The organism is Alcanivorax borkumensis SK2 (assembly GCF_000009365.1).
Lineage (GTDB): Bacteria > Pseudomonadota > Gammaproteobacteria > Pseudomonadales > Alcanivoracaceae > Alcanivorax > Alcanivorax borkumensis.
Window position 1 is genome coordinate 2,332,524 of record NC_008260.1, and the last position, 22,696, is coordinate 2,355,219.

General features: G+C 55.9%; 22 protein-coding genes and 1 tRNA gene. 19 read left to right on the plus strand and 4 right to left on the minus strand.

Going from position 1 to position 22,696, the window contains the following annotated elements:
* The first annotated feature begins 24 nt into the window (after positions 1 to 24).
* From ABO_RS10515 to ABO_RS10540, 6 genes are all read left to right on the plus strand, one after another.
* On the plus strand, positions 25 to 2,304 hold the full coding sequence (locus ABO_RS10515) for an LPS-assembly protein LptD (RefSeq protein WP_011589324.1): 2,280 nt from the start codon (positions 25 to 27) through the stop codon (positions 2,302 to 2,304).
* Positions 2,297 to 3,604 carry a peptidylprolyl isomerase gene (locus ABO_RS10520; RefSeq protein ID WP_011589325.1) on the plus strand — a complete coding sequence of 436 codons (1,308 nt, stop codon included), beginning with the start codon at positions 2,297 to 2,299 and terminating at the stop codon, positions 3,602 to 3,604. The genes ABO_RS10515 and ABO_RS10520 overlap by 8 nt, the downstream gene beginning before the upstream one ends.
* Positions 3,605 to 3,769: 165 nt before the next feature.
* Positions 3,770 to 4,777: a 4-hydroxythreonine-4-phosphate dehydrogenase PdxA gene (pdxA, locus tag ABO_RS10525; RefSeq protein ID WP_011589326.1), complete on the plus strand. Its 1,008-nt coding sequence runs from the start codon at positions 3,770 to 3,772 to the stop codon at positions 4,775 to 4,777.
* A 59-nt stretch (positions 4,778 to 4,836) separates the two neighbouring features.
* Complete coding sequence (gene rsmA / locus ABO_RS10530; RefSeq protein WP_011589327.1) at positions 4,837 to 5,679, plus strand: 16S rRNA (adenine(1518)-N(6)/adenine(1519)-N(6))-dimethyltransferase RsmA; 843 nt, start codon at positions 4,837 to 4,839, stop codon at positions 5,677 to 5,679.
* Entirely contained in the window at positions 5,676 to 6,092 is a 417-nt protein-coding gene (apaG, locus tag ABO_RS10535) for a Co2+/Mg2+ efflux protein ApaG (RefSeq protein WP_011589328.1), read from the plus strand. Before rsmA ends, apaG begins: the two co-directional genes overlap by 4 nt.
* A 126-nt stretch (positions 6,093 to 6,218) precedes the next feature.
* Positions 6,219 to 7,025 (plus strand): symmetrical bis(5'-nucleosyl)-tetraphosphatase, encoded by an 807-nt coding sequence (locus ABO_RS10540; RefSeq protein ID WP_011589329.1) that lies wholly within the window; start codon positions 6,219 to 6,221, stop codon positions 7,023 to 7,025.
* Here the strand turns inward: ABO_RS10540 and ABO_RS10545 are convergent.
* Complete coding sequence (locus ABO_RS10545) at positions 7,022 to 7,942, minus strand: DMT family transporter (protein ID WP_011589330.1); 921 nt, start codon at positions 7,940 to 7,942, stop codon at positions 7,022 to 7,024. The genes ABO_RS10540 and ABO_RS10545 overlap by 4 nt on opposite strands.
* Before the next feature lie 358 nt (positions 7,943 to 8,300).
* Between ABO_RS10545 and ABO_RS10550 the strand changes: the two genes are divergently transcribed.
* From ABO_RS10550 to ABO_RS10565, 4 genes are read left to right on the plus strand one after another with little or no spacing between them, the layout of a single operon-like run.
* Positions 8,301 to 9,533, plus strand: coding sequence for a multifunctional CCA addition/repair protein (locus ABO_RS10550; protein ID WP_011589331.1), 1,233 nt, complete (start codon positions 8,301 to 8,303; stop codon positions 9,531 to 9,533).
* On the plus strand, positions 9,533 to 10,270 hold the full coding sequence (locus tag ABO_RS10555; RefSeq protein WP_011589332.1) for a pteridine reductase: 738 nt from the start codon (positions 9,533 to 9,535) through the stop codon (positions 10,268 to 10,270). Before ABO_RS10550 ends, ABO_RS10555 begins: the two co-directional genes overlap by 1 nt.
* 34 nt (positions 10,271 to 10,304) lie before the next feature.
* Complete coding sequence (locus ABO_RS10560; protein WP_011589333.1) at positions 10,305 to 10,742, plus strand: DUF4124 domain-containing protein; 438 nt, start codon at positions 10,305 to 10,307, stop codon at positions 10,740 to 10,742.
* Positions 10,715 to 11,647, plus strand: coding sequence for a DUF4124 domain-containing protein (locus ABO_RS10565; RefSeq protein WP_011589334.1), 933 nt, complete (start codon positions 10,715 to 10,717; stop codon positions 11,645 to 11,647). Before ABO_RS10560 ends, ABO_RS10565 begins: the two co-directional genes overlap by 28 nt.
* Before the next feature lie 86 nt (positions 11,648 to 11,733).
* On the opposite strand, the gene folK is transcribed toward ABO_RS10565, so the two are convergent.
* Together folK and folB are read right to left on the minus strand one after the other, a co-directional pair.
* Positions 11,734 to 12,246, minus strand: coding sequence for a 2-amino-4-hydroxy-6-hydroxymethyldihydropteridine diphosphokinase (gene folK / locus ABO_RS10570; protein WP_011589335.1), 513 nt, complete (start codon positions 12,244 to 12,246; stop codon positions 11,734 to 11,736).
* Positions 12,239 to 12,601, minus strand: coding sequence for a dihydroneopterin aldolase (folB, locus tag ABO_RS10575; RefSeq protein ID WP_035459183.1), 363 nt, complete (start codon positions 12,599 to 12,601; stop codon positions 12,239 to 12,241). The genes folK and folB overlap by 8 nt, the downstream gene beginning before the upstream one ends.
* 177 nt (positions 12,602 to 12,778) lie before the next feature.
* Here folB and plsY point away from each other — a divergent pair, with 177 nt between their 5' ends.
* Entirely contained in the window at positions 12,779 to 13,393 is a 615-nt protein-coding gene (gene plsY / locus ABO_RS10580; protein ID WP_011589337.1) for a glycerol-3-phosphate 1-O-acyltransferase PlsY, read from the plus strand.
* Between the two features lie 97 nt (positions 13,394 to 13,490).
* Here plsY and tsaD read toward each other — a convergent pair whose 3' ends face one another.
* Complete coding sequence (gene tsaD / locus ABO_RS10585; protein WP_011589338.1) at positions 13,491 to 14,528, minus strand: tRNA (adenosine(37)-N6)-threonylcarbamoyltransferase complex transferase subunit TsaD; 1,038 nt, start codon at positions 14,526 to 14,528, stop codon at positions 13,491 to 13,493.
* Positions 14,529 to 14,687: 159 nt separating this feature from the next.
* On the opposite strand from tsaD, the gene rpsU reads away from it, so the two are divergent.
* From rpsU to ABO_RS10625, 8 genes are all read left to right on the plus strand, one after another.
* Positions 14,688 to 14,903, plus strand: coding sequence for a 30S ribosomal protein S21 (gene rpsU / locus ABO_RS10590; protein WP_007148705.1), 216 nt, complete (start codon positions 14,688 to 14,690; stop codon positions 14,901 to 14,903).
* 14 nt (positions 14,904 to 14,917) lie between these two features.
* Positions 14,918 to 15,364: a GatB/YqeY domain-containing protein gene (locus ABO_RS10595; RefSeq protein ID WP_011589339.1), complete on the plus strand. Its 447-nt coding sequence runs from the start codon at positions 14,918 to 14,920 to the stop codon at positions 15,362 to 15,364.
* 164 nt (positions 15,365 to 15,528) lie between these two features.
* Entirely contained in the window at positions 15,529 to 17,487 is a 1,959-nt protein-coding gene (gene dnaG, locus ABO_RS10600; protein ID WP_011589340.1) for a DNA primase, read from the plus strand.
* Positions 17,488 to 17,623: 136 nt separating this feature from the next.
* A complete protein-coding gene (gene rpoD / locus ABO_RS10605; protein ID WP_011589341.1) occupies positions 17,624 to 19,525 on the plus strand; it encodes an RNA polymerase sigma factor RpoD in 1,902 nt (633 codons plus the stop codon).
* A 161-nt stretch (positions 19,526 to 19,686) separates the two neighbouring features.
* Positions 19,687 to 19,763 (plus strand) — tRNA-Ile (locus tag ABO_RS10610).
* A 159-nt stretch (positions 19,764 to 19,922) separates the two neighbouring features.
* Positions 19,923 to 21,026 (plus strand): site-specific integrase, encoded by a 1,104-nt coding sequence (locus ABO_RS10615; protein WP_011589342.1) that lies wholly within the window; start codon positions 19,923 to 19,925, stop codon positions 21,024 to 21,026.
* A gap of 271 nt (positions 21,027 to 21,297) precedes the next feature.
* On the plus strand, positions 21,298 to 21,705 hold the full coding sequence (locus tag ABO_RS14135) for a plasmid mobilization relaxosome protein MobC (RefSeq protein WP_050731517.1): 408 nt from the start codon (positions 21,298 to 21,300) through the stop codon (positions 21,703 to 21,705).
* Between the two features lie 206 nt (positions 21,706 to 21,911).
* The gene (locus ABO_RS10625) at positions 21,912 to 22,664 is read left to right on the plus strand and encodes a relaxase/mobilization nuclease domain-containing protein (RefSeq protein ID WP_232501288.1); all 753 of its coding nucleotides are present in this window, start codon (positions 21,912 to 21,914) and stop codon (positions 22,662 to 22,664) included.
* The last annotated feature ends 32 nt before the right edge of the window (positions 22,665 to 22,696 follow it).

The window sequence follows — 22,696 nt, forward strand, 5'->3', positions numbered from 1 at the left end:
CTTTTTACCTGTTCTGAGCAGCTGATGCCACTGCCCATACCTCGATTATTGATTCCAGCCCTGCTGCTTGCCTCAGGGGCTAGCCTTGCGGAAAACGACCTGAACTGGGTTGACCGCGAACAAATGGCCACGTTTCCTGCTGTCCAGCAGCGGGAGATACCCGACTGGTGCGCGGGGATTTATTATAACCCCCATGTCGGCATGCCCGTGGAGGGCAGTGATACAGTGATCACCGCCGATCATTCCACGCTTACCCAAGACGGCCTAATCAAACTGGACGGCGATGTCCTGATTGAACAGCCCGGGCGCCGCATTACCACCGATATTGCCGAGCTTGATCAAGCCACCGGCAAGTTTGAGCTGGAAAACGGCATGCGCATGGAAAGCGATCAGGCGACCTTTATCGCCGAAAACATGAGCGGCCAAACACGACGCAAGGAAGGTAGCCTGCAAGGGGTACGCTACTCTCTGTTCGACACTAGCGCCCGCGGCAGCGCCAATTATATTTTCCTGAAACAAAATACCACCACCATCACCCACGGCACCTATACCACCTGTGCCCCCGGCTCCAACGGCTGGGTTATGCAAGGCGATCGTATTTTCCTGGACCGTGATAAGGGCTGGGGTGAAGCCAACAACGTAGTGCTCAAGGTAAAGAGCGTACCGATCTTCTGGCTACCCTGGATGACCTTCCCGATCGATGATCGGCGCAAGAGCGGCCTGCTGTTTCCCACCCTCTCCGTGGGTGATAGCAGCGGGCTGGATATTTCCCAGCCCATTTATCTGAACCTGCACCCACAACTCGACGCCACCATTTCTCCTCGCTATATCGATGGTCGAGGCAGCGGTCTGGACAGCGAAATGCGCTACCTGTCGCGCTGGGGCGAAGGCAGCCTCAGTTACGGGGTACTGTTCAACGACCGCAAGTTCGACAATGAAAACCGCCAAGTCGGTCGCTGGACTCACAATGGCGACATTAACCGCTGGAGCCTGGAGACGGATTTCACCTACGTCTCCGATGACTTCTATTTCAAGGATCTGGACACCGGACTAGAAATCAGCTCACAAACCCACCTGCCCCGGCTCGGGGAGGCCCGCTATTACGGCCGCACTTGGCAGGTATTGGGCCGGCTGCAATCCTGGCAGACCATTGACCCGACCCTCGACGACGCCGACCTGCCCTACCGGCGCCTACCCCAGCTACAATTAACCGGTGACCCAACCCTAGTAGGGCCCGTGAAAGGCTTATGGCTATCAGACATCACAGCCTTCGGCCGAAGTGACTCTGATGACAGCGGCAAAGCCACCGGCCTGCGTGGCCACATGGCCCCGGCCTTGACCATGCGCCTGCAAAACTCCTGGGGCTATGTGGAGCCGCGGGCCCGGCTGTACCACACCCAGTATCGGCTCGATAGCGTTGACGCCAACGAAGAAGACAACCCTGACCTGACAACCTGGGGGGCCAGCTTAGATTCTGGCCTGTTCTTCGAGCGCGCGGGCAATTGGTTCGGTTCCAGTTTTACCCAAACGCTGGAGCCGCGTCTGTTCCTGAACAAAGTCGCCTACGAAGACCAAAGCGAACTACCCAACTTCGATTCCGGCGAGCTGACGTTCTCTTATAACTCGCTGTTCCGGGAAAACCGCTTCATCGGCTACGACCGCATCGGCGACGAAGAGAAATTGGCGGTAGGCCTAACCAGTCGCTTCCTGCATGATGGCACTGGCCGCGAACAACTACGCCTACGAGTGGCGCAAGGCTTCTACTTTGAGGACCGCAAAGTGGTCACCGAGCGGGCCGTGGAAGACCCCACCGATGACCAAACACCGGTTATTGGCGATGCACGCTGGAACTTTGCACAGGATTGGTACCTCTACTCTGAAGGCCAGTGGGATATAGAAGAAAACAAACGCGAGCGCTCCAACTTTCAAATTGGCTATAACGACCGCGAACGGCGCGTCGTCAATGTGGGTTATCACGACCGCCCGGCAGACAGTATCCGCGAATCGGAAGTCAGTGCCATTTTGCCCGTTCACCGGCATTGGCGGCTGATTGGCCGCTGGATGTACGACCTAGATAACCAGCGTTCGCTGGAAACCATGGCCGGTACCGAATACCGCAATTGCTGCTGGAAATTGCGACTACTTAGCCAGCGCGAGCTGATGGATGACAATGGCGACGGCAACCTAGAGGCGGACAGCACAATCTGGTTCCAAATCCAGATGATCGGCTTAGGCGGCTTTGGCGGCCAAGTGGATTCCCTGCTGGAGCGCAGCATTCCGGGATACAGGAGACAGTATGATTAATAAAACGCTGCACACAAAACACACCCTACTTGGCCTACTCGCCATGGCTGTGCTGATGATACCGGTCTGGAGTCAGGCCAAAGTGCAGATGCTTGATCGCATAGTGGCGGTGGTTAACGATGGTGCCATCATGGCGAGTGAGCTGGATGAGCGTATCAACACTATCGCCCTGCAGTTTCAAGAAAAAGGGCAGCAACTGCCGTCTCCAGCCATCCTCCGCGAGCAGGTGCTCGATCGCATGATCCTGGAGCGTCTGCAGCTGCAACTGGCCGAGCGCGCCGGGATCAAAGTCGACGAAGCCAGCCTCAATGAGGCGCTGGCGGGCATTGCTCGTCAAAACGACATGAGCCTGGAAGACTTCGCCGCAACCCTACGTGAAGATGGCTACAGCTGGACCCAGTTCCGCGAACAAATTCGTCAAGACATGGTGATCTCCCGCTTGCAGCAACGCAGCGTGGCCTCACGCATTCAGATCACCGACCGAGAAGTAGACCGCTTCCTAAGCTCTGAACTGGGCAAACAAATGTTTCAGGAAGACTTTCGCTTAGGGCACATTTTGATCCGCGTACCCTCTGAAGCCCGGCCGCAGCAGATTAGCCAGGCCCGCGCCAAAGCCAAAGAGATCATCGAACGACTCGAAGCCGGCAGTGACTTCCAGCAGCTGGCCATCGCCCTATCCGATGGCCCCAACGCCCTTGAGGGTGGCGACCTCGGCTGGCGCCCAGCCGCACAGTGGCCCACCCTTTTTGCAGAAAATGCCATCAACCTGAAAAAAGGCGAATTTTCCCAGCCTCTACGTTCTGGTGCCGGCTTTCATATCCTAAAAATGATCGATCGCAAGGGCGGCGCTGAAAAAGTGGTCACCCAATATCACGTTCGCCATGTGCTGATAAAAGCCGATGCGCTCACCAGTGCTGAGCAGGCCCAACAACGAGCGATTCGCCTTCATGACGAGGTCGCCGCAGGTAAACGTCAATTTAAGGAAACCGCCGCCGAATTTTCCGACGACCCAGGCAGCGCTCGCAATGGCGGCGAACTGGGCTGGGTCAACAAAGGCGAAATGGTCCCCGAATTTGAACAAGTGATGCTCAATACCCCAGTGGGCGAGCTATCCCCAGTGTTCGAAAGCCAATTCGGCTGGCACTTCTTGCGCGTAGATGACATCCGCGATGCAGATATGAGCACCGAGTTCCGCCGCATGCAGGCCACCCAGGCACTGCAGAAACGCCGCTTTGAAGAAGAGCTGGAAACGTGGGTGCAAGAAAAACGCAGCGAGTCCTATGTGGATATTCGGTTGTGAAAAATCCAGCGCCGAATACCCGATGCCAGCCGGCGCTTAGCCGTGCTAAAACACAACTCCATTCCCTTCTGCACAAGCGAGAGAGGCCCCTCTCCCGCTTGCGGGAGAAGGGGGAGGGAGAAAGCATCGGCGCTCGGCGTCCGGCTTCAGGCCTTCTACTAATCCATGCCTAGCTCGCCCTCCCAACCCATCGCCATCACTTACGGCGACCCCGCAGGAGTCGGGCCGGACCTAGTGCTATCTCTGCTGGATACCTTCAGTGATGCCCCAATGGTCATCATCGGTGACCGCCAGGTACTCAGCGAACGAGCGCAACAATTAGGCCTGACGGTGGCGTTAAGTGACTGGCAGCCGGGCGATCTACTACCAGTAGGCTCCCTGCCCGTATGGCACACCCCAGCCGGCGCCCCTGTCATCGCTGGGCAACCGGACCCGGCCACCGCCGCCGGCACCGTGACCATGCTCACTCGTGCCGCTCAGGGCTGCCTCAAAGGCACCTTCTCAGCTATGGTCACCGCCCCGGTGGCGAAAAACGTCATTTGCGACGGAGCCGACCCAGCGTTCACCGGCCATACTGAATTTCTCGCCGAACAGGCCGGGGTAAATCAGGTAGTAATGATGCTCACCGCGTCTCCCGGCGGGCAGCCGCTTAGAGTAGCCTTGGCCACCACCCACCTGCCCCTAAGCCAGGTACCGGCAGCCATTACTCCAGATAGCCTGATGCGCACCCTGACCATTCTGCGCGACGACCTGATCAGCAAGTACCGCATTACCGAACCGCGCATTATGGTACTGGGGCTCAATCCTCACGCCGGCGAAGAGGGCCACCTGGGCCGTGAAGAATTGGATGTAATCATTCCCACGTTGAAACACCTACGCGCTAAGGGCATGCAGCTCACCGGCCCTCTTCCCGCCGACACGGCTTTCCAGCCCCATTTACTTGAGCAACACGATGCGGTGCTTGCCATGTATCATGACCAAGGCTTGCCGGTGCTCAAGTACGCTGGTTTTGGCGAAGCCATCAATATCACTCTGGGGCTGCCTTTTATTCGCACCTCAGTGGACCATGGCACCGCCTTCGATCTGGCAGGCAACGGCACGGCCAGCGCCGGCAGCCTGATCGCCGCCACGCGCCTAGCGTTAACCTTGGCAACACCGCAGCATAATGCCTGACCACACCAGCGCCCTTGCGTTGATTAAGTCACACCACCCGGCCTGACCTGAGATCCGCTATGAAAGAACATCGCACCCGTAAACGCTTTGGCCAGCATTTTCTGCACGACCGCAACTTGGTCGACCGCATGATCCGCACCCTGGGCCTGCAAACGGGAGACACCTTGGTGGAAATCGGCCCAGGCAGAGGCGCCCTCACCTATCCACTACTGGAAGAGCTCCCCCATTTGCATGTGGTGGAACTGGACCGGGATCTAATCGCCCTACTGCGCCAAGAAAATACTCCCGAGCGACTGACCATCCACGAAAGTGATGCCCTGCGCTTTGATTTCCGCACCCTAAAACCAGCGGACAAGCCCCTGCGGGTGATCGGTAACCTGCCGTACAACATCTCTACCCCCTTGATCTTTCATCTACTTGCCCAGGCCGACGCCATCAGCGACATGACTTTCATGCTGCAAAAAGAAGTGGTGGAACGGCTCACTGCCAGCCCCGGCACCCGTGACTGGGGGCGGCTCTCGATCATGGTGCAGTATCATTGCCAGGCGGATTATCTTTTCTTTGTGCCCCCGGAGGCATTCAGCCCCCCTCCACGAGTAGACTCCGCCGTGGTCCGGCTAATTCCCCACGACAGCCCGCCCCACCCAGCGGACGACGAAGACCACCTGCGTAAACTGGTGGCCCAGGCCTTTACCCAGCGCCGCAAGGCAATCCGAAATGGGTTAAAATCTTGGGTTAGCGCCGAGCAATTTCAAGCCGTCGGCATTGATGCCGGCCTACGCCCGGATCAACTGTCCGTGGCCGACTACGTGGCGCTGGCCAACATCAGCCGCCCGCCGGCCGATGTGGAAGACGCCAACGCACCACACACTGAACAAGGCAAGGGAGACAACAGCCAATGAGCGTCACCGAACCAGGTAGCGACAACACCGCCAACGGCGACTCCAATCACAACATACAGATATCGGTGGAAACCGAATTTCTACCCGATCAGAGTGATGAAGAAAGCCAACGCTGGGTCTTTGCCTACCACATTAGCATTCTCAACAAAGGCTCTGTCAGCGCCCGTTTGCTAACCCGCCACTGGGTGATCACCGACGGCGAAGAGCGCGTTCAGGAAGTCCATGGCGAGGGGGTTATCGGCGAACAACCCCACATCGCCCCCGGCCAAACCTTCCGCTACACCAGCGGTGCCATTCTGGAAACGGAGGTGGGCAGCATGCGCGGCAGTTACCAGATGATCGCCGAAGACGGCAGCCACTTCGATGCACAGGTTCCGGCCTTCACCCTAGCCGCACCACATGCATTGCACTGAATGCGCTGGAGGCCCTATGCCTGACGCCCAACATATGGCCGATGGGGACATCATTGTTTTAGCCCGTAAAAGCGCAAGCGTCGAGCATCAAGCACCCAGCATCAGGCGTATCACCGGAGACGCCTTATGAGCGATTACGCCATTGGCGATCTGCAGGGCTGCCTAGGCGCGTTTGACTGTTTGCTGGAAAAGCTTAGCTTCAATGCCGACCGCGACCGCCTGTTTCTCGCGGGAGACCTGGTCAACCGGGGGCCGGACTCACTAGGCACCCTGCGGCGCGTCCACGCCCTGCGCGACAATGTACATACCGTGCTAGGCAACCACGACCTACACCTGCTGGCCGTGGCCAACGGCACCATTCCCAGTAAACGTAAAGACACTCTCAGCGAAATTTTAAACGCACCGGATCGTGATGAACTGCTGGGCTGGCTACAACAACAACCGCTGCTTATTAACCTACCAGAACATAATGCAGTGATGACCCACGCCGGCATTCCGCCGCTGTGGTCACTGGCCCAGGCCAGCCAGCGCGCAGCGGAAGTGGAAACCGTGCTGCGTAACCACTCGGCCGGCACATTTTTTACTCACATGTACGGCAATACCCCCGCCGGCTGGGACGAGAAGCTGAGTGGCCCAGACCGCTGGCGGGTGATCACCAACCACTTCACCCGCATGCGTTTTGTAGATCAGGCCGCAGAGCTGGACCTGACTAGCAAAGGTGAGCCCGACTTGCCCCCCGCCGGGTTCATTCCCTGGTTCCAGCACCCCGGCCGAATCGTCACCGATACTCGCATCCTGTTCGGCCACTGGGCTGCCCTGCAAGGCCACAGTGGCGTCGACAAGGTCGACGCACTAGACACCGGGTGCGTGTGGGGAGGGTCCTTAACTGCACTACGGCTAGACGACTTGGTTCGCATTCAGTGCCACTGCTAGGCGTCAGCCTTCGTTAGTTGCTTCAGCTGGCGGCGTATCTTGTGGTCCCCCAGCAGAAACAGCGACAGTGCCAGCACGATTAACGCGGCACCCACCAGCACCAGTACCCCCAAGCTTTCACCATTGAGCAGGCTTCCCAACGACAATGCCAACACCGGCGTAATCAGCGTCACTAACGCCACCGTCGCCGCCGACAGCCGGGCCAACACTTGGTAATAGCAATAAAACCCCAACAACGAACCAAACACCGCCAGATACAGTATCGCGGACAAGCCCCGGTAATCGCCGCTAAAGCTCAGCGTCTGCCCGGTAATGGCCATGCCAATGGCATAACAGGGTAACGACAGCAACAAACCGCCCACGGTTTGCTGCATAGGCTGCAGCCCAGCTCCCACTCGCTGCACCGCAATGCCACTGCCGGCAAACAAGGTCACAGCGCTAAGCATCCACAGCAAACCCACTCCCCGGCCGCCCATCCCCTGCCCGGCGACCAGCACCTGCAGGCTGTCATCAAACACCAGCACCAACCCGGCTAAACCAATTAGGCAGGCGCTCCAATGCCAGCGGTTAAGGCGCAGACCGCCCGGCAAGGCTTGCAACATCAGGCCGGACAACAGCGGCGCCAGCCCAAAAATCACTGAAATTAACCCGGAAGGAAGGTGAACCGCCGCCATATAGCTACAGCCCATAGCGCCAAAAATACCCGGCAGAGACGCCAAATAGCTGAGACGCGCGCGAGCATGCAACGGCAAAGGTTGGCGCTTTATCCATAACCAACCCAGCCCCAGCAACGCAGCAATACCCATGCGCACACCGGCCGCCGCCAGCGGCGCCATGGCGTCACCACTCCATTTAATCCCCAATGGAGTGGTTGCCCACACCGCCACCACAATCAAATACGCTGCCAAGGTTGGCATGCCGTTCTCCTTAAATGAGCCACACGTTTTAAGCGACAAAGCGGTCTCGGTTTTTTTTATTCTGAAGCAACAAGCGCGACCAAATGTTGGTGCGCGGCTACAGCGATATCCGCCAGAAAAACCTATTCCGTGGTGTAGCTTGCAGCGGGTTTACGGCCTACCACCTTCCCCCCTAAACGAAAAAAGGCCGCAGGTCGGGGGACGCTGCGGCCTTCTTGCAAAACTGAAACGTTCAGTCACACAGCCGTCGTCCCTGTGCTCGCCATTGGCGAGTACAGTGGTCTACGACTAAAGAGTTCAGTTTCAGTACACTAGAAAGCATGCGACCATTCTGCTCAAGATAACGAGAGCGCACAAGATGAATGTCTATCTAGTGGGCGGCGCAGTGCGAGATTCGCTGCTCGGCCTCCCCGTGACGGAAAAAGATTGGGTCGTGGTCGGTGCCACCCCGAAGGAAATGGAAGCCAACGGGTTCCGCCCCGTGGGCAAAGATTTCCCCGTATTCCTGCATCCAAAAACACAGGAAGAATACGCCCTGGCCAGAACCGAACGGAAATCCGGCCACGGTTATGGCGGCTTTACCTTCCATGCCGCCAGCACAGTCTCTCTAGAAGAGGATCTGATTCGCCGCGACCTGACCATCAATGCCATGGCGCAAGCCCGTGGTGGTGAAATCATCGACCCGTTCAATGGCCGCGTGGATCTCAAAGCTCGCCTATTGCGCCATGTTTCCCCCGCTTTTGCCGAAGACCCCTTACGAGTATTGCGGGTTGCCCGTTTTGCCGCTCGCTACCACTGGCTAGGGTTTCAGGTGGCCGATGACACACTTATGTTGATGAAACAACTGAGCGACTCCGGTGAGCTGGGTTATCTTGTCGCTGAGCGGGTTTGGAAAGAAACCAGCCGAGCGCTCATGGAGCGCGATCCTCAGGTATTCTTTCAGGTACTTCACCGCTGCGGCGCACTGCATGCCTTATTTCCAGAACTTGCCGCGTTGGATGGCGTACCTCAACCGGAACAACACCATCCGGAAGTGGACACCCTGCTTCATCAATTCCTATGCCTTAAGCAAGCCGCTCGGCTCGGCTTAAGCCTTAACGCTCGCTATGCATTGCTCTGCCATGATCTAGGTAAGGGTAAAACCCCAAAGGAAGAGTGGCCCCGACACATTGCCCACGAAATCCGCAGCGCTCGTTTAAGCAAAAAGGTATCAAAGCGATTGAAAGTTCCCAAGGAAGCCGCAACCTTGGCCACCTTAGTCGCTGAGTTCCATACTCACAGCCACCGTGCATTGGAACTGAAACCGGCCACGGTGTGGAAACTGTTCAAGTCGCTGGATATCCTTCGTCGCCCGGAGCGACTAACGGATTTCTTGGGAGCCTGTGAAGCCGACGCGCGGGGCCGCACCAGTTTCGAAAACCGCGAGTATCCTCAAGCCTCCTATCTACAGGGCGCGGCAGATGCCGCACGCCAGGTAGATATACAGGCGCTGCAGGCCCAAGGCCACGAAGGTCCGGCACTGGGGGAAGCGATTGAGCAAGCCCGCATTGATGCCATCGCCACCTTTAAACAACAGGAGCTGAACCCCTGATGAACGCCCCCGTCGCCCTGGTTACCGGCAGCGCCCGCCGTATTGGCGCCCAGATTGTTCGCACCCTGCATCAGCACGGGATGCGGGTGATCATTCATTACCGGGGTAGCCAGGAAGAAGCCGAGAGCCTGGCCGCCGAGCTGAATCAGCTACGCCCCGGTAGTGCAGGGTTACTGCAAGCCGATTTGGACCAACCCGCCGCCGTGCGCCAACTGGCCAGCGACGCCCTTGCCTGTTTTGGCCAGCTGGATTTACTTGTCAACAATGCGTCCAGCTTTTACCCCACCCCCATAGAACAGGCAAACGACAGCGACTGGGAAAAGCTGATTCACAGCAACCTGCGCGCCCCCTTTATTCTCAGCCAGCAGCTGGCGCCTGCATTACGTGAGCAACAGGGCTGCATTATCAATATTGTCGATGTTTACGCAGAAAAACCGCTGCAAACGCATACCCTGTATTGCATGGCCAAAGCCGGCCTTGCGATGATGACCAAAAGCTTGGCTCGGGAACTGGGACCAGAGATTCGCGTCAACGGCGTATCCCCGGGGCCCATTCTATGGCCAGAAGCCGGGCAGATGAACCAGCAGGCCATCCAAGACGCCACCGCCCTGAAACGCAGCGGCGAGCCGGATGACATTGCCAACACGGTTTACTGGTTGGCTACTGCCGCCCCCTTTATTACCGGACAAATATTGGCCGTGGACGGGGGGCGGTCACTGGCCTTACAAGGAAGCTAAAAACAAAACATGAGAAGGGCTCTCGGGGGCATCCATGAACATGATAAGAATAATACTGCTGTCACTGGCGACGGCCTCTGCCAGCGCAGAAATCTATCGTTGGAAGGACGCCAATGGCAACTGGCAATTTGGCGACAGGGCGCCACAGGCAGAACATGAAACTCTGGACATAAAACCGCCCCCTAAGATTGGCCAAGATGACGCTCTAGATATCCATGCCCGTACCCAGCGGCTACTCCAAAGCCAGCAAACCCAAGCCCGCCATAAAGCACTGGCAGAAAAAAACGCACGCGATGAATACCGGGAACGGTTTGCGCAACCCTGCAAACAGGCAGAAAAGCGGCTTGAGCAAATGAGAGGGCCTTTCGTCTATGTGAATGAAGACGGAACCCACCGCAACGCCAACGCCGAAGAGGTCGCCGCAGACCAAAAGAAAACCCAGAAATGGATCGACGAACATTGCGACTTCTAACGCTTTTTCTCGTTCTTTTCAGTACCGGCGCCCAAGCGGATATTTTTCAATGGCAGGATGCCAGCGGCAAGCTGCATTTCGGTGATCGGCCACCAGAGGGCGCCCAAACCAAAACCATCACTCCGAATATCAGCCCGCAACTCAAAGACCTGGAAATCCACGTTAAGCGCCAGGATTTCACCCTGACCGGCGACTTGCAGCAACACACCTTAGATAACATTCGCCACATCTACCAACGCTACCGCCGGGACTTCGGGCTAGACCTACATGGCACCGCAGAAGTGAACGTGTTTCTGATTGAAAAACAGGACGATTTTCAACAATGGATGGTTGAGCGGATTGGCTCCAGCAGCCGTCATTATGCCGGCGTGTTCATTCCTGCAACCAACGAAGTTGCCGTGTGGAAATGGGCCGAAAATGAACAACAAGTAGCCCAAACCATTCTTCATGAATCCAGCCATGTGTTGCTCTACCAATTATCGCCATCAGCCCCGGTGTGGCTACAGGAAGGGCTAGCGCAATACTTCCAAACCCTGGAAACACAACCGGACGGGCGCCAGAGAATCAGCGCCCTGCCCGATGCCCAAAAACGCATTCAGACCTGGGTTGAACAACAGCGCCTGATTACCCTGCGGCAGTATTTGTCCCTGGATGATGCTCAATGGCGCAAGATGGCTCACCAGCTCAACGCCATTCCCTACACCGTTGCTTGGGCAACCACCGCCTTTCTCATGTCCAAACCCGTGGGCCGTTCTATTTTGCGGCAATTGCTTCAGGATCTGGAAAAAAACCATCAGAGGCCAACGCTTCAACGTATCGACCACCTCTATCCCGGTGGCCTCTCTCGGCTGGAATACGATTTCTTCCGTTGGGCGCAAAGCGATATGACACCGCATTGGTATTGAGAGACACAGCACGGAACACGTTGCATCTCAGGCCTACCGATAGCTGCCGGTTTGCACCGACATGTCGCTAACGCAATCTACAAAAACTATTGTTTCTTGCCGCCGAACGGCACTACCCATAAGTTCTGCCCGCTGAAATCAGCCGCGTCCAACAATGCCCGGTAGGATGCACGGGTTTGCGGGTGCATGGCATCCGGGGCCAGATCGACCAGGGGTTTTAGAACAAAAGCATGCTTGAGAATTTCGTCCCGGGGCAGCTGCACACCCTCTATCTCACCCACACAATCATTGTAGGTGAGAATATCAATATCCAAGGTTCGGCTTGAAAACTTTTTCTCGCCCCGCACCCGACCATGCTCCTTTTCGATCTCTTTTAGACAGGCAGCCAGTTCTCCCACACTCAAGGCTGTCTTCAGCCCCACCACTAGGTTGTAAAAGGCATCACCATCGAAACCCACCGCTTCACTTTCGTACACCGGGCTGATCGACAAGGGGGAAAATGCCCGCTTTAGGGCATCTAACCCAGAGCTAATATTGTGCTCACGGTCGATATTGGAGCCCAGGCTTAGAAATACCTGAGCCTGAGACACGTCAGGCATTGGGACGCACACCCCGCTCAATGATCACCCCCACATCACGGGCGCCGCGCAAAGCGCCCGGCTTGCTGAGTCGCAATTTTAGCCACGGCACACTGAACTCATTCAACACCAGCTGCGCCACATTCTCCGCCAGAGTTTCCACCAACTGAAATTCACTGCCTTCAATAAAGGTGATCAACCGCTTGCCAATGGCTTTGTAATCCAATGCATCATCAATGTGATCCGAGGCCGCTCCTTTGCAAATATCTGCCGCCATTTCCAGATCCAGACTCACGGTCTGGCGGATGCGACGCTCCCAATCGAAAATGCCGATTACCGTATCCACTTTCAAATCATTGATATAAACAATATCCATACTGGCTCTCTTGCCGTGGCATTCATCGACGCTAGCGCACTGGATGAATCCCATTTCAGGTAATCAGATGTTACGCTTGCAGCTCAGGCAGCAATGGGATGCTGTGTACAATGGCCCCAAAGCACTACTTGGGTGCCAATTTCGCTGCCTCAGCGATGTGATGGGAGATTATAACCGGTGCAAGCAGGGACATTACAGGAAGTCTGGTTCTGGTTATTGCCATTGTGCGTAGCCGGCTATCTGATGGGCTCCATTTCCAGCGCCATTCTGGTCTGCCGTTTGTTCGGCTACCCAGATCCGCGCACCGAGGGCTCCAACAATCCCGGGGCCACCAATGTACTCCGTATTGGCGGCAAACCCGCAGCCGCCCTCACCTTGCTGGGCGACGTGCTCAAAGGGGTAATACCCGTGGTGCTCGCCCGCTATCTGGATATGGGCCCCTTTGTGGCCGCACTGGTGGGCGTCTTTGCCTTCTTAGGCCATCTGTATCCCGTATTCTTTCACTTTCAAGGCGGTAAAGGCGTGGCCACAGCCTTTGGGCTACTGTTTGTTCTGCACTGGCCCAGTGGGCTGTTAGCCGGCGCGACTTGGCTGCTGGTATTTGCCCTCAACCGTATTTCCTCAATCGCCTCACTGAGTGCCTTCGTGGTAGCTCCAGCCTGTATTTTCGCCTGGCTGCCCCAAGCCTTCTGGCCCATTCTGGCCCTTTCCATCGTGCTGATTCTGCGACATCGCAGCAACCTGCAAAAAATACTGCGTGGGGAAGAGCTGGGGTTCAGGAAGAAAAGCTAGCTACACGTTCCAACACGGCAAAACGTGATGATTTCTGAGACACACCACCAGCGTCCCCCTAGGGCGCCGGGCTGAGCTTACTGAGAGTAAACCGAACTTAATCCGCGCCTTGCAGCTTCGCCAGTTCCGTCAGCGGCCAGCGCGGGCGGATCTTGATGGGTAGCTCGGCCCGTTCCCCGGCCTGCAACCGCAGGGCTCCCGCAAAAGCGATCATGGCACCGTTATCCGTGCAGTATTGAGGCGCGGGGTAATAAACGTCCACACCCCGTTTTTTCATCTGTTCCGCCAACTTAGCACGCAACGACTGATTCGCACTGACCCCTCCAGCCATCACCAATCGCTTGTGGCCGGTCTGCTCCACCGCACGGCGGCACTTGATCACCAAGGTATCCACCGCCGCTTCTTCGAACGCACGAGCAATATCCGCCCGGTCCTGCTCACTTAACGCTTCTTTTCCGCCCAAATCATTGATGGTATTTAACGTGAAAGTCTTGAGCCCAGAAAAGCTCATATCCAAGCCTGGACGATCGGTCATCGGGCGCGGAAAACGGAACCGACCTGCCGTACCCTGTTGCGCCAACGTCGCAACACGGGGGCCACCGGGGTAACCCAAGCCCATCATTTTTGCGGCTTTATCAAACGCCTCTCCAGCCGCATCATCCACTGATTCACCTAAAATCTCATATTCCCCCAGGGCCTTAGCGTCCAACAGCAGTGTGTGGCCCCCGCTAACCAGCAGCGCCACAAAGGGAAACGCAGGGGCATTAGGCTCCAGCAAGGGCGCCAGCAGGTGCCCCTCCATGTGGTGCACGGCCACCGCAGGCAAATTCCAGCCAAACGCCAACGAACGGGCCACACCCGCCCCTACCAGCAAAGCGCCGGCCAGCCCAGGGCCAGCGGTAAACGCCACCCCATCCAACTGTTGCGGTTGGGTATTAGCCTCCGTCATGACTTCGCGTATCAATGGCAGCACCCGCTGCACATGATCACGGCTGGCCAGCTCCGGCACCACACCGCCATAGCGAGCATGCATCTCTACTTGGCTATATAAGGCCTGCCCCAATAGCCCCTGCTCGGTGTCATAGATAGCCACGCCGGTTTCGTCGCAGCTCGATTCAATACCCAATACGCGCATGGTGATCAACCCTGTGAAATTGCGTTGCCATGATAGCGATGAACCGTAGGATTTGCATTTCCTCACCACTAGGGTAGAATCCCCGCCTCGCCGCACCCCGGGACCACCTGAGCCCGCGGCGACCCCCATAAACTCTAATTTCTAGGAAGGTGATTCTTCATGCCTCAGGTGAAGGTGAAAGAAGGCGAACCGTTTGATGTGGCCCTGCGCCGTTTCAAGCGTGGCTGTGAAAAAGCGGGTATTCTCTCTGAAGTGCGTCGTCGCGAGCAATACGAGAAGCCCACACAAGAGCGTAAGCGCAAGCGTGCCGCAGCCGTCAAGCGTCACCTTAAAAAACTGCAGCGTGAGCAACTCGCACGCAAACGTTTGTACTAAGGTATAGACGTCTGATGAGTGCGCTCAAAGAGCAGCTCACTGCGGCCATGAAAGACGCCATGCGTGCCAAAGAAAAGGCACGTCTTGGTGTTTTTCGTATGGCGCTTGCAGCAATCAAACAAATTGAAGTGGACGAGCGCATCGACCCTGATGATGCACGTGTACTCGCCCTGCTCGACAAATTGATCAAGCAGCGCAAGGATTCAGCCACACAATACCGTGACGCGAACCGCCCAGAATTGGCGGAAATCGAAGAAGCGGAAATCGTGGTGCTTCAAGAATTCCTCCCCACCCAGCTCACCGATGCGGAAATTGACGCCCTTATCGATGACGCCATGGCTCAAACCGGTGCTTCAGGCATGCAGGACATGGGCAAAGTAATGGGTATTCTCAAGCCGCAATTGCAAGGCCGTGCCGATATGGGCGCAGCTAGCGGTAAGGTTCGCGCTAAACTCGCCTGAGCCAACCATACAGCGTTCCCGCTACGTTTTCCCTTTCATCCCAGTACCTTGGGGCGAAACAGACAGACACACACCTGACACCTTACCAGCCAGCGCCCGCATTAAACTTTCCCCACATCGGCAATTCTGCTTGAATAGCAGCCCACGCAGAGAGTCCGCGCACCATGGCACGCATTCCGGAAAATTTTGTTCAGGACCTTCTGGCTCGTACCGATCTGGTGGAGCTGATAGACGCTCGCGTGCCCCTAAAAAAAACTGGCCGCAACTACAGCGCCTGCTGCCCATTCCACCAGGAAAAAACGCCCTCCTTCACTGTCGCGCCAGATAAGCAATTTTATTACTGTTTCGGCTGCGGTGCTTCCGGCAACGCCGCGGGCTTCCTAATGGAATATGAGCACCTGAACTTTCCGGAAGCGGTGAAGCAACTCGCCGATCGCGCCGGCATGGAGGTGCCTGAATCGCGACCAGAAACCACCGCCGATCGCCAGAAAAAAGATCGCCTGCAATCCCTTTACGACCTGCTTAGCCGCGCCGAAAAGTTCTACGTGCAACAGTTACGCCAAGCGCCTGAGCGTCAAAAAGCAGTGAATTACCTTAAAAACCGAGGGTTAAGCGGCGAAATTGCAAAACAGTTCGCCATTGGGTTTGCGCCACCCGGCTACGACAATCTAATCAACGGCCTTTCTCTCACTGAAACCAGCCTGGAACAAGCCGTTACCGGTGGCCTGCTGGTGCGCCGGGAAGACAATAACCGCACCTACGATAAATTCCGGGATCGCATCATTTTTCCCATTCGCGATAGCCGCGGCCGCACCATCGGCTTTGGCGGTCGGGTGCTGGGCGACGGCAAGCCGAAATACCTTAACAGCCCAGAAACCCCCGTTTTCCACAAGGGCCAGGAGCTTTACGGGCTATGGGAGTGGCGCCAGAGCAGGGACCGCAGCGACCGCCTCTATGTAGTCGAAGGTTACATGGACGTGATCGCCCTAACGCAGCACGGCGTACCCAATGTGGTCGCCACCTTGGGCACCGCCACCACCGAAGATCACGCCCGCAAACTGTTCCGCCAGGTCAATGAAGTGATCCTGTGCTTTGACGGGGATAAGGCCGGCGTGCGTGCCGCTTGGCGTGCGCTGGAATCGCTTCTACCGGCGCTGGATGACGGCAAACAGGTACGTTTCTTATTCCTCCCAGACGGGGAAGACCCGGACACACTCGTGCGCCAACAAGGGCCAGAGGCGTTGCGAGCACTCACTGATAAAGCCGACGCCCTGTCCACCTACCTGTTCCGACATCTATCAGAAGGGCTGGATTTGGAGACCGTGGATGGCCGCGTCCGGCTTGCCCGCCTCGCCCTGCCCTACCTGGACAAGCCCGCCGGTCCGGTTTACCGCGCCCTGCTCACTGAAGAGCTCAGCCGCCTCACCCGACTGGACAAGGAATCACTGATCCAGCTCAAACCAGCACCGGCAGCACCCCGGCCTACGCCGAGCACCTCGTCACCGGCTGGCAACGCCTACGATTATGGGCATGGTTACGAGGATTTCGGTTCCCCGCCGCCGCCCACCGAAGACGACCCCGGCATACCCTACCCGGAAGATTTCGCCTTCGCGGACGGCGGCAACAACGGCAGCAGCAATAATTTTACCGCAGACAATCGCAACCGAATTCGCCCCAATCCACGCCAAAATGGCGGTCGCAAAGGCCCACTAACCTTGGCCGAGCGCCTGGTACTTGTACTGCTGGATTACCCATCACTAGTAGAGCAGCATCCGTTGCCGGACAACATCGAGCAACTGCCGTTACCGCATATCGACCTACTGACTCAGGTCGCTGGGCTGTGCCGACAAAATCATAGCGCTGCCGCCTTGCTCGGCGCCTTGATGGCCCTTGAGCAGGGCGAAACATTATCTCGCCTGCTCAAAGCTAGCCTCAAACCGCCAATGGAAGAAGAAATGGCCACTCGGCTATGGCTCGATGCCCTATCACAGCTGGAAGTGACCCGCCTGGAAGCCGCATTAACAGAGGTAGAACAGGCCGGCATGCCCGACCCGGCGCACTGGCAGGCGCTACATAAAGCCTTGGCCGAAGCCCGCCAACACGCCCGCAAACCCTTCGACTAACCCGGCCAATGGTGCAGCCCCAGGGTTGCATTGACTGGCCGTAGACCCCATATCCCAGTATAATACGCCGTTTTCCCACGCCACCATCACGCTGGCAAGCGCAAGCTCCCAGCACGACGTTACGGGCTTTAATTGCATGACGACTCAAAAGCAGCAGCAACAATCTCAGCTGAAGCAGTTGATCGCACTAGGTAAGGAACAGGGCTACCTTACCTACGCTGAAGTGAATGACCACTTGCCGGACTCCATTACGGATACCGATCAAGTAGAAGACATCATTCAGATGATCAACGACATGGGCATCACCGTGGTTGAAAAAGCCGCCGATGCCGACCAGTTGACGATCGACGAAAGCGCCGACAGCACAGACGAAGTCGCCGCTGAAGAAGCCGCTGCCGTGCTCGCCTCCGTAGAGAACGAACCCGGTCGCACCACCGACCCGGTACGCATGTACATGCGCGAAATGGGCACCGTGGAGCTGCTCACTCGGGAAGGCGAAATCGAAATTGCCAAGCGCATTGAAGAAGGCACCCGTGAAGTTCTTCACGCCCTCGCCTTCTGGCCCGGCGCTGTCGATATGGTGATTGAAGAATACGCCCGCGTGGAAAACGAAGAACGTAAGCTCACCGACATCATTGCCGGCTACTTGGATCCCAATGACGATGGCGCGGCAGCGACCAACGCCAATCGCGATCCTGCTTTTGCTGAAAAAGCCAAGAAGGCGGCAGAAGAAAAAGCTAAGGCAAAAGAAAAAGCCAAAGAAGAAGGTTCTGACGATAAAGACAGCGACGACGAAGACGAAGAAGATGAAGGCGGCTTGGATCCGGTATTGGCCGCAGAACGCTTCGAGACGCTGAAAAAACTGCAAGAGAAAGCAGAACGCTCTCTCAAGCGTAACGGTCGGGACCATGCATCCACCGCCAAGGCATTAGAAGCGCTGGCAGAACACTTCACCCTGTTTAAACTGGTGCCGCGTATTTTCGACAGCATGCTCGTTGGTGCACGCGACAACCTGGACCTGGTACGTAAATTCGAGCGCCAAATCATGTCCGCCACCATCCGCCGTGGCGGTATGGATCGTAAGGATTTCATCAAGGCATTTCCTGGCAACGAAACCAACATGGAGTGGATCGATAGCCAGCTGAAAACCAAAAAAGGCAAAGCCATCGCCGATAAACTGAGCGTCGTCAAAGAAGACGTTCAGCGTGCCCAGCGTAAAATCAGCACTATCGAAGACATCATTGGCTTGCCCGTTGCCGACATCAAGGAAATCAACCGTCGCATTTCCATTGGCGAAGCAAAAGCGCGTCGCGCCAAGAAAGAAATGGTCGAAGCCAACCTGCGTCTGGTTATTTCTATCGCCAAAAAATACACCAACCGAGGGCTACAATTCCTCGACCTGATTCAGGAAGGCAACATCGGCCTGATGAAAGCCGTAGACAAGTTCGAATACCGCCGTGGTTACAAATTCTCCACCTACGCTACTTGGTGGATTCGTCAGGCCATCACACGCTCCATCGCCGACCAGGCACGCACCATCCGTATCCCGGTACACATGATAGAGACCATCAACAAGATCAACCGGGTACAACGTCAAATGCTGCAGGAAATGGGCCGCGAACCCACTCCAGAAGAGCTGGGTGTACGCTTGGAAATGCCGGAAGATAAAGTTCGTAAAGTACTCAAGATTGCCAAAGAGCCAATCTCCATGGAAACCCCCATCGGTGACGATGAAGATTCCAGCCTCGGCGACTTTATCGAAGACGGCAACATGGAATCCCCGGTAGATTCCGCCACCTCGCTTGGCCTGGAAGAAGCCACCCGCGACGTACTGGCCAACCTCACCGCTCGGGAAGCTAAAGTCCTGCGCATGCGTTTCGGTATCGACATGAACACTGACCACACCCTTGAGGAAGTGGGAAAACAGTTCGACGTAACCCGTGAACGTATTCGTCAGATCGAAGCCAAGGCACTGCGCAAACTCCGGCATCCGAGCCGCAGCGAGCACCTACGCAGCTTCCTCGACGGCGACCTGTAAAACCGGCAAATGCAAAATGCCTGGGCTGCGTTGCAGCCTGGGCAATAATAAAAAAGAGTACAGCCTTTCCCTAAACCAAATACACGTTATAATCTTCGCCCGCGCGACAGCGCAGGCAAGCGTCAGGCGTTCAACATAAGAAGACGTCAGGCGATTTCTCAGGGCCTATAGCTCAGCTGGTTAGAGCAGTCGACTCATAATCGATTGGTCCCAGGTTCAAGTCCTGGTGGGCCCACCATTTCTACATGCTGACAATCCATTTTTTCTCTTTTTAATCAAAGAGATACGGCCAGTTTGTCAGCAACTATATTCCAGCCCTCCAGCCTAGGGCCAGTCGATTGCTCCCAAAAGTACAAATTCGGTACAGTGACCGAATCTATCAGGGATCGATAAGACTATGGCTACACTCGTCAAAACCCCTTCCGGCACATGGAAAGCCGTCATTCGCAAAACGGGGTTCCCCACTACCTCAAAAACCTTTCGCACCAAACGCGATGCTGAAGATTGGTCGCGACGCACCGAAGATGAAATGGTGCGCGGTGTTTACATCCAACGCGCCCCCGCAGAAAGAATGACCGTGGCGGATGCACTCAAGCGCTACCTGGCGGAAGTCTCCCCAACCAAGCGCCCGGCTTCAGCAGCCTGCGACGTTCGACATTCCAAACCTCTAATCAAAGGACTGGGCAAATACTCGTTAGCAGCACTGTCCCCTGAGATTATCGCCAAGTATCGCGATGAACGCCTTGCTGGCCTGGACCGCAAAGATGCCAAGGGCAATCCTGATCCAAGACCGCGATCACCCAACACGGTAAGACTCGACCTTGCGTTGCTCGGGCATATGTTCACCACCGCTATCAGGGAATGGGGAATCGGCCTGCCGTCCAATCCTGTACAAAATATTCGTCGCCCTGCCCCGCCACCTGGACGCGAGCGCCGACTAAACCAAACGGAAGAAGATCGCCTTATAGCTGCGGTCGATAGCCACTCCAACCCCATGCTGGGCTGGATCGTCCGGCTTGCCCTAGAAACCGGGATGCGCTCAGCAGAGATCACCACGTTACGTCGCAACCAAATCGACCTGAAGCGACGGGTCGTACGCTTACTGGAAACCAAGAACACAGCACCACGTACCGTCCCACTCTCCAGCACAGCGACAGCCATACTGCAGGAAGCTCTAGCCAATCCAGTTCGCCCCATCGACACAGATCTGGTGTTCTTTGGGGAACCAGGTAGAGACGGCCAGCGCCGCCCCTATAACTTCAACAAACCCTGGCTAAAAGCGAAGGAAACCGCCGGAATGAAAGAGCTCCACTTCCACGACCTGCGTCATGAAGCCGTAAGCCGGTTAGTCGAAGGGGGGCTCAGCGACCAGCAGGTGGCCGCCATCAGCGGCCACAAGTCCATGCAGATGCTGAAACGATACACCCACCTGCGCGCGGAAGACCTAGTGAACGAGCTTGACTCAATCGCTGATCGCCGTAACCGAAGAGATGAATCGTGAAGTCTAAAGCTCTACCAGGTTTCAATAACTATTTCTCTCTCGATAAAACCCACAAAACACACCTTTATCTTAAATTAATTTAATAAAGAGAATTTATTGGGAAAATTTTACAAACAATAAAAACAAAGCCAAAATCCAATAAAAACCTTTTAAAACAATATATTAATCATAGCACCCTCACGATACGATCGTGTAATACGATCGTATCTATTATACAAATCCAATGTTAGAAATTTGCCCACTGTAAGTTACCGAAACAGGGGCCAATTTCATGGAAAACGCAGACAACATTAAATATTTATCCAATATTGAAAAAAGAGAACCCAAAAGCCGGCAAGTCAAGATTCGGCTGACAGAAAAACAGGCTTCCGAACTCAAACGTCGGGCGAAAAACTTCTTTAAGTCCCCTACTGGCTGGGCAACCGCTCTAGTCATCTCTAACTTATCTAATCACCCCATATTCTCTGACACCGAATTAGAAGAGCTCAGAAAGGTACGCCAAGAGATTCACCGAATAGGAATAAATCTTAACCAAATATCCAGATCCATTAATATGGACCCAAAAAACACGTCTCAGCTATACGGTTTAGATTGGCCCGCTATTATTGCAAGCGTAAATAGAGCAAGAGACACCGTAGACAAAATCAGACTAGCTGCCATTAAACGGTGGAGTGCCTAATGGGGCTATTTTGGGATGAAGAGATCAAAAAAGGTGGTGGCGGCAGCAATAGCCCAAAGCGAAGCCGAGGCCCCAATAGGGCGCAGTTGAGCAGGGTTGCTAGCAAGGCTCCGGAAGTCATGGTGAAAGTTACGGGATACACAAGAAGCGGGGCCCATGTGGGTTCCCACCTTGATTATATTAGCCGAGATGGGGTATTGCCCTTGATGACTTCCAACCAGGGGGAACTGCACGGCAAACAGGGGCCGACCGACGTAGCTAAAGAATGGGAGCTGGATTCCTTTGAGCAAACAGAAGGGCGGCGAAAGGCAACTCGGATCACCACCAATCTTGTCCTGTCTATTCCAAAGGGCGATCCGAACCGGTTAGTAGATGCTGCCCAGGATTTCGCTAAAACCACATTCCACAATCACGACTGGGTGATGGCCCTGCATACCGACACCAAACACCCCCACGTTCATCTGACAGTGCGCAACCTTGGCCATGACGGCACCCGACTACATATCCCGAAAGGCAAAACCCAAGAATGGCGAGAGGACTTTGCCGAGGCCCTGAGAGGACAGGGCATCGAGGCCGAAGCTACCCGCAGGGCTGAGCGAGGCGTCACCCGCAAAGGCGAAAACCTGGCTGTTAAACACCTTCGTGAGCGCCTTAATAAACAGACCCCACCAAAGACTCCGGAAGTCGACAAGCTGGCCGTCAAAGAAGCACTGGAGCGCATGGCAGGGAAGGGTAAGGAAGAACCTTGGAAAGAGAGGGTCCTAGCTCGTCAAAAGGAAATGCGTAGCCTATGGGAGCGGGTAGGACAGGGCCTGGCCAAAAGCCCAACCCCGGAGGATCAGGCCCTGGCAAAACAGGTACTGGCTTTCAGAAAGGATATGCCTCCAATTCAAACCCGCACTGAACAATTGATAGACGCTATTGAGCAGCACAGTCATGACACTGAAAAAGAAAGGTAATATCCGTTAACCACTCCTCCGCCTGCCTTTCT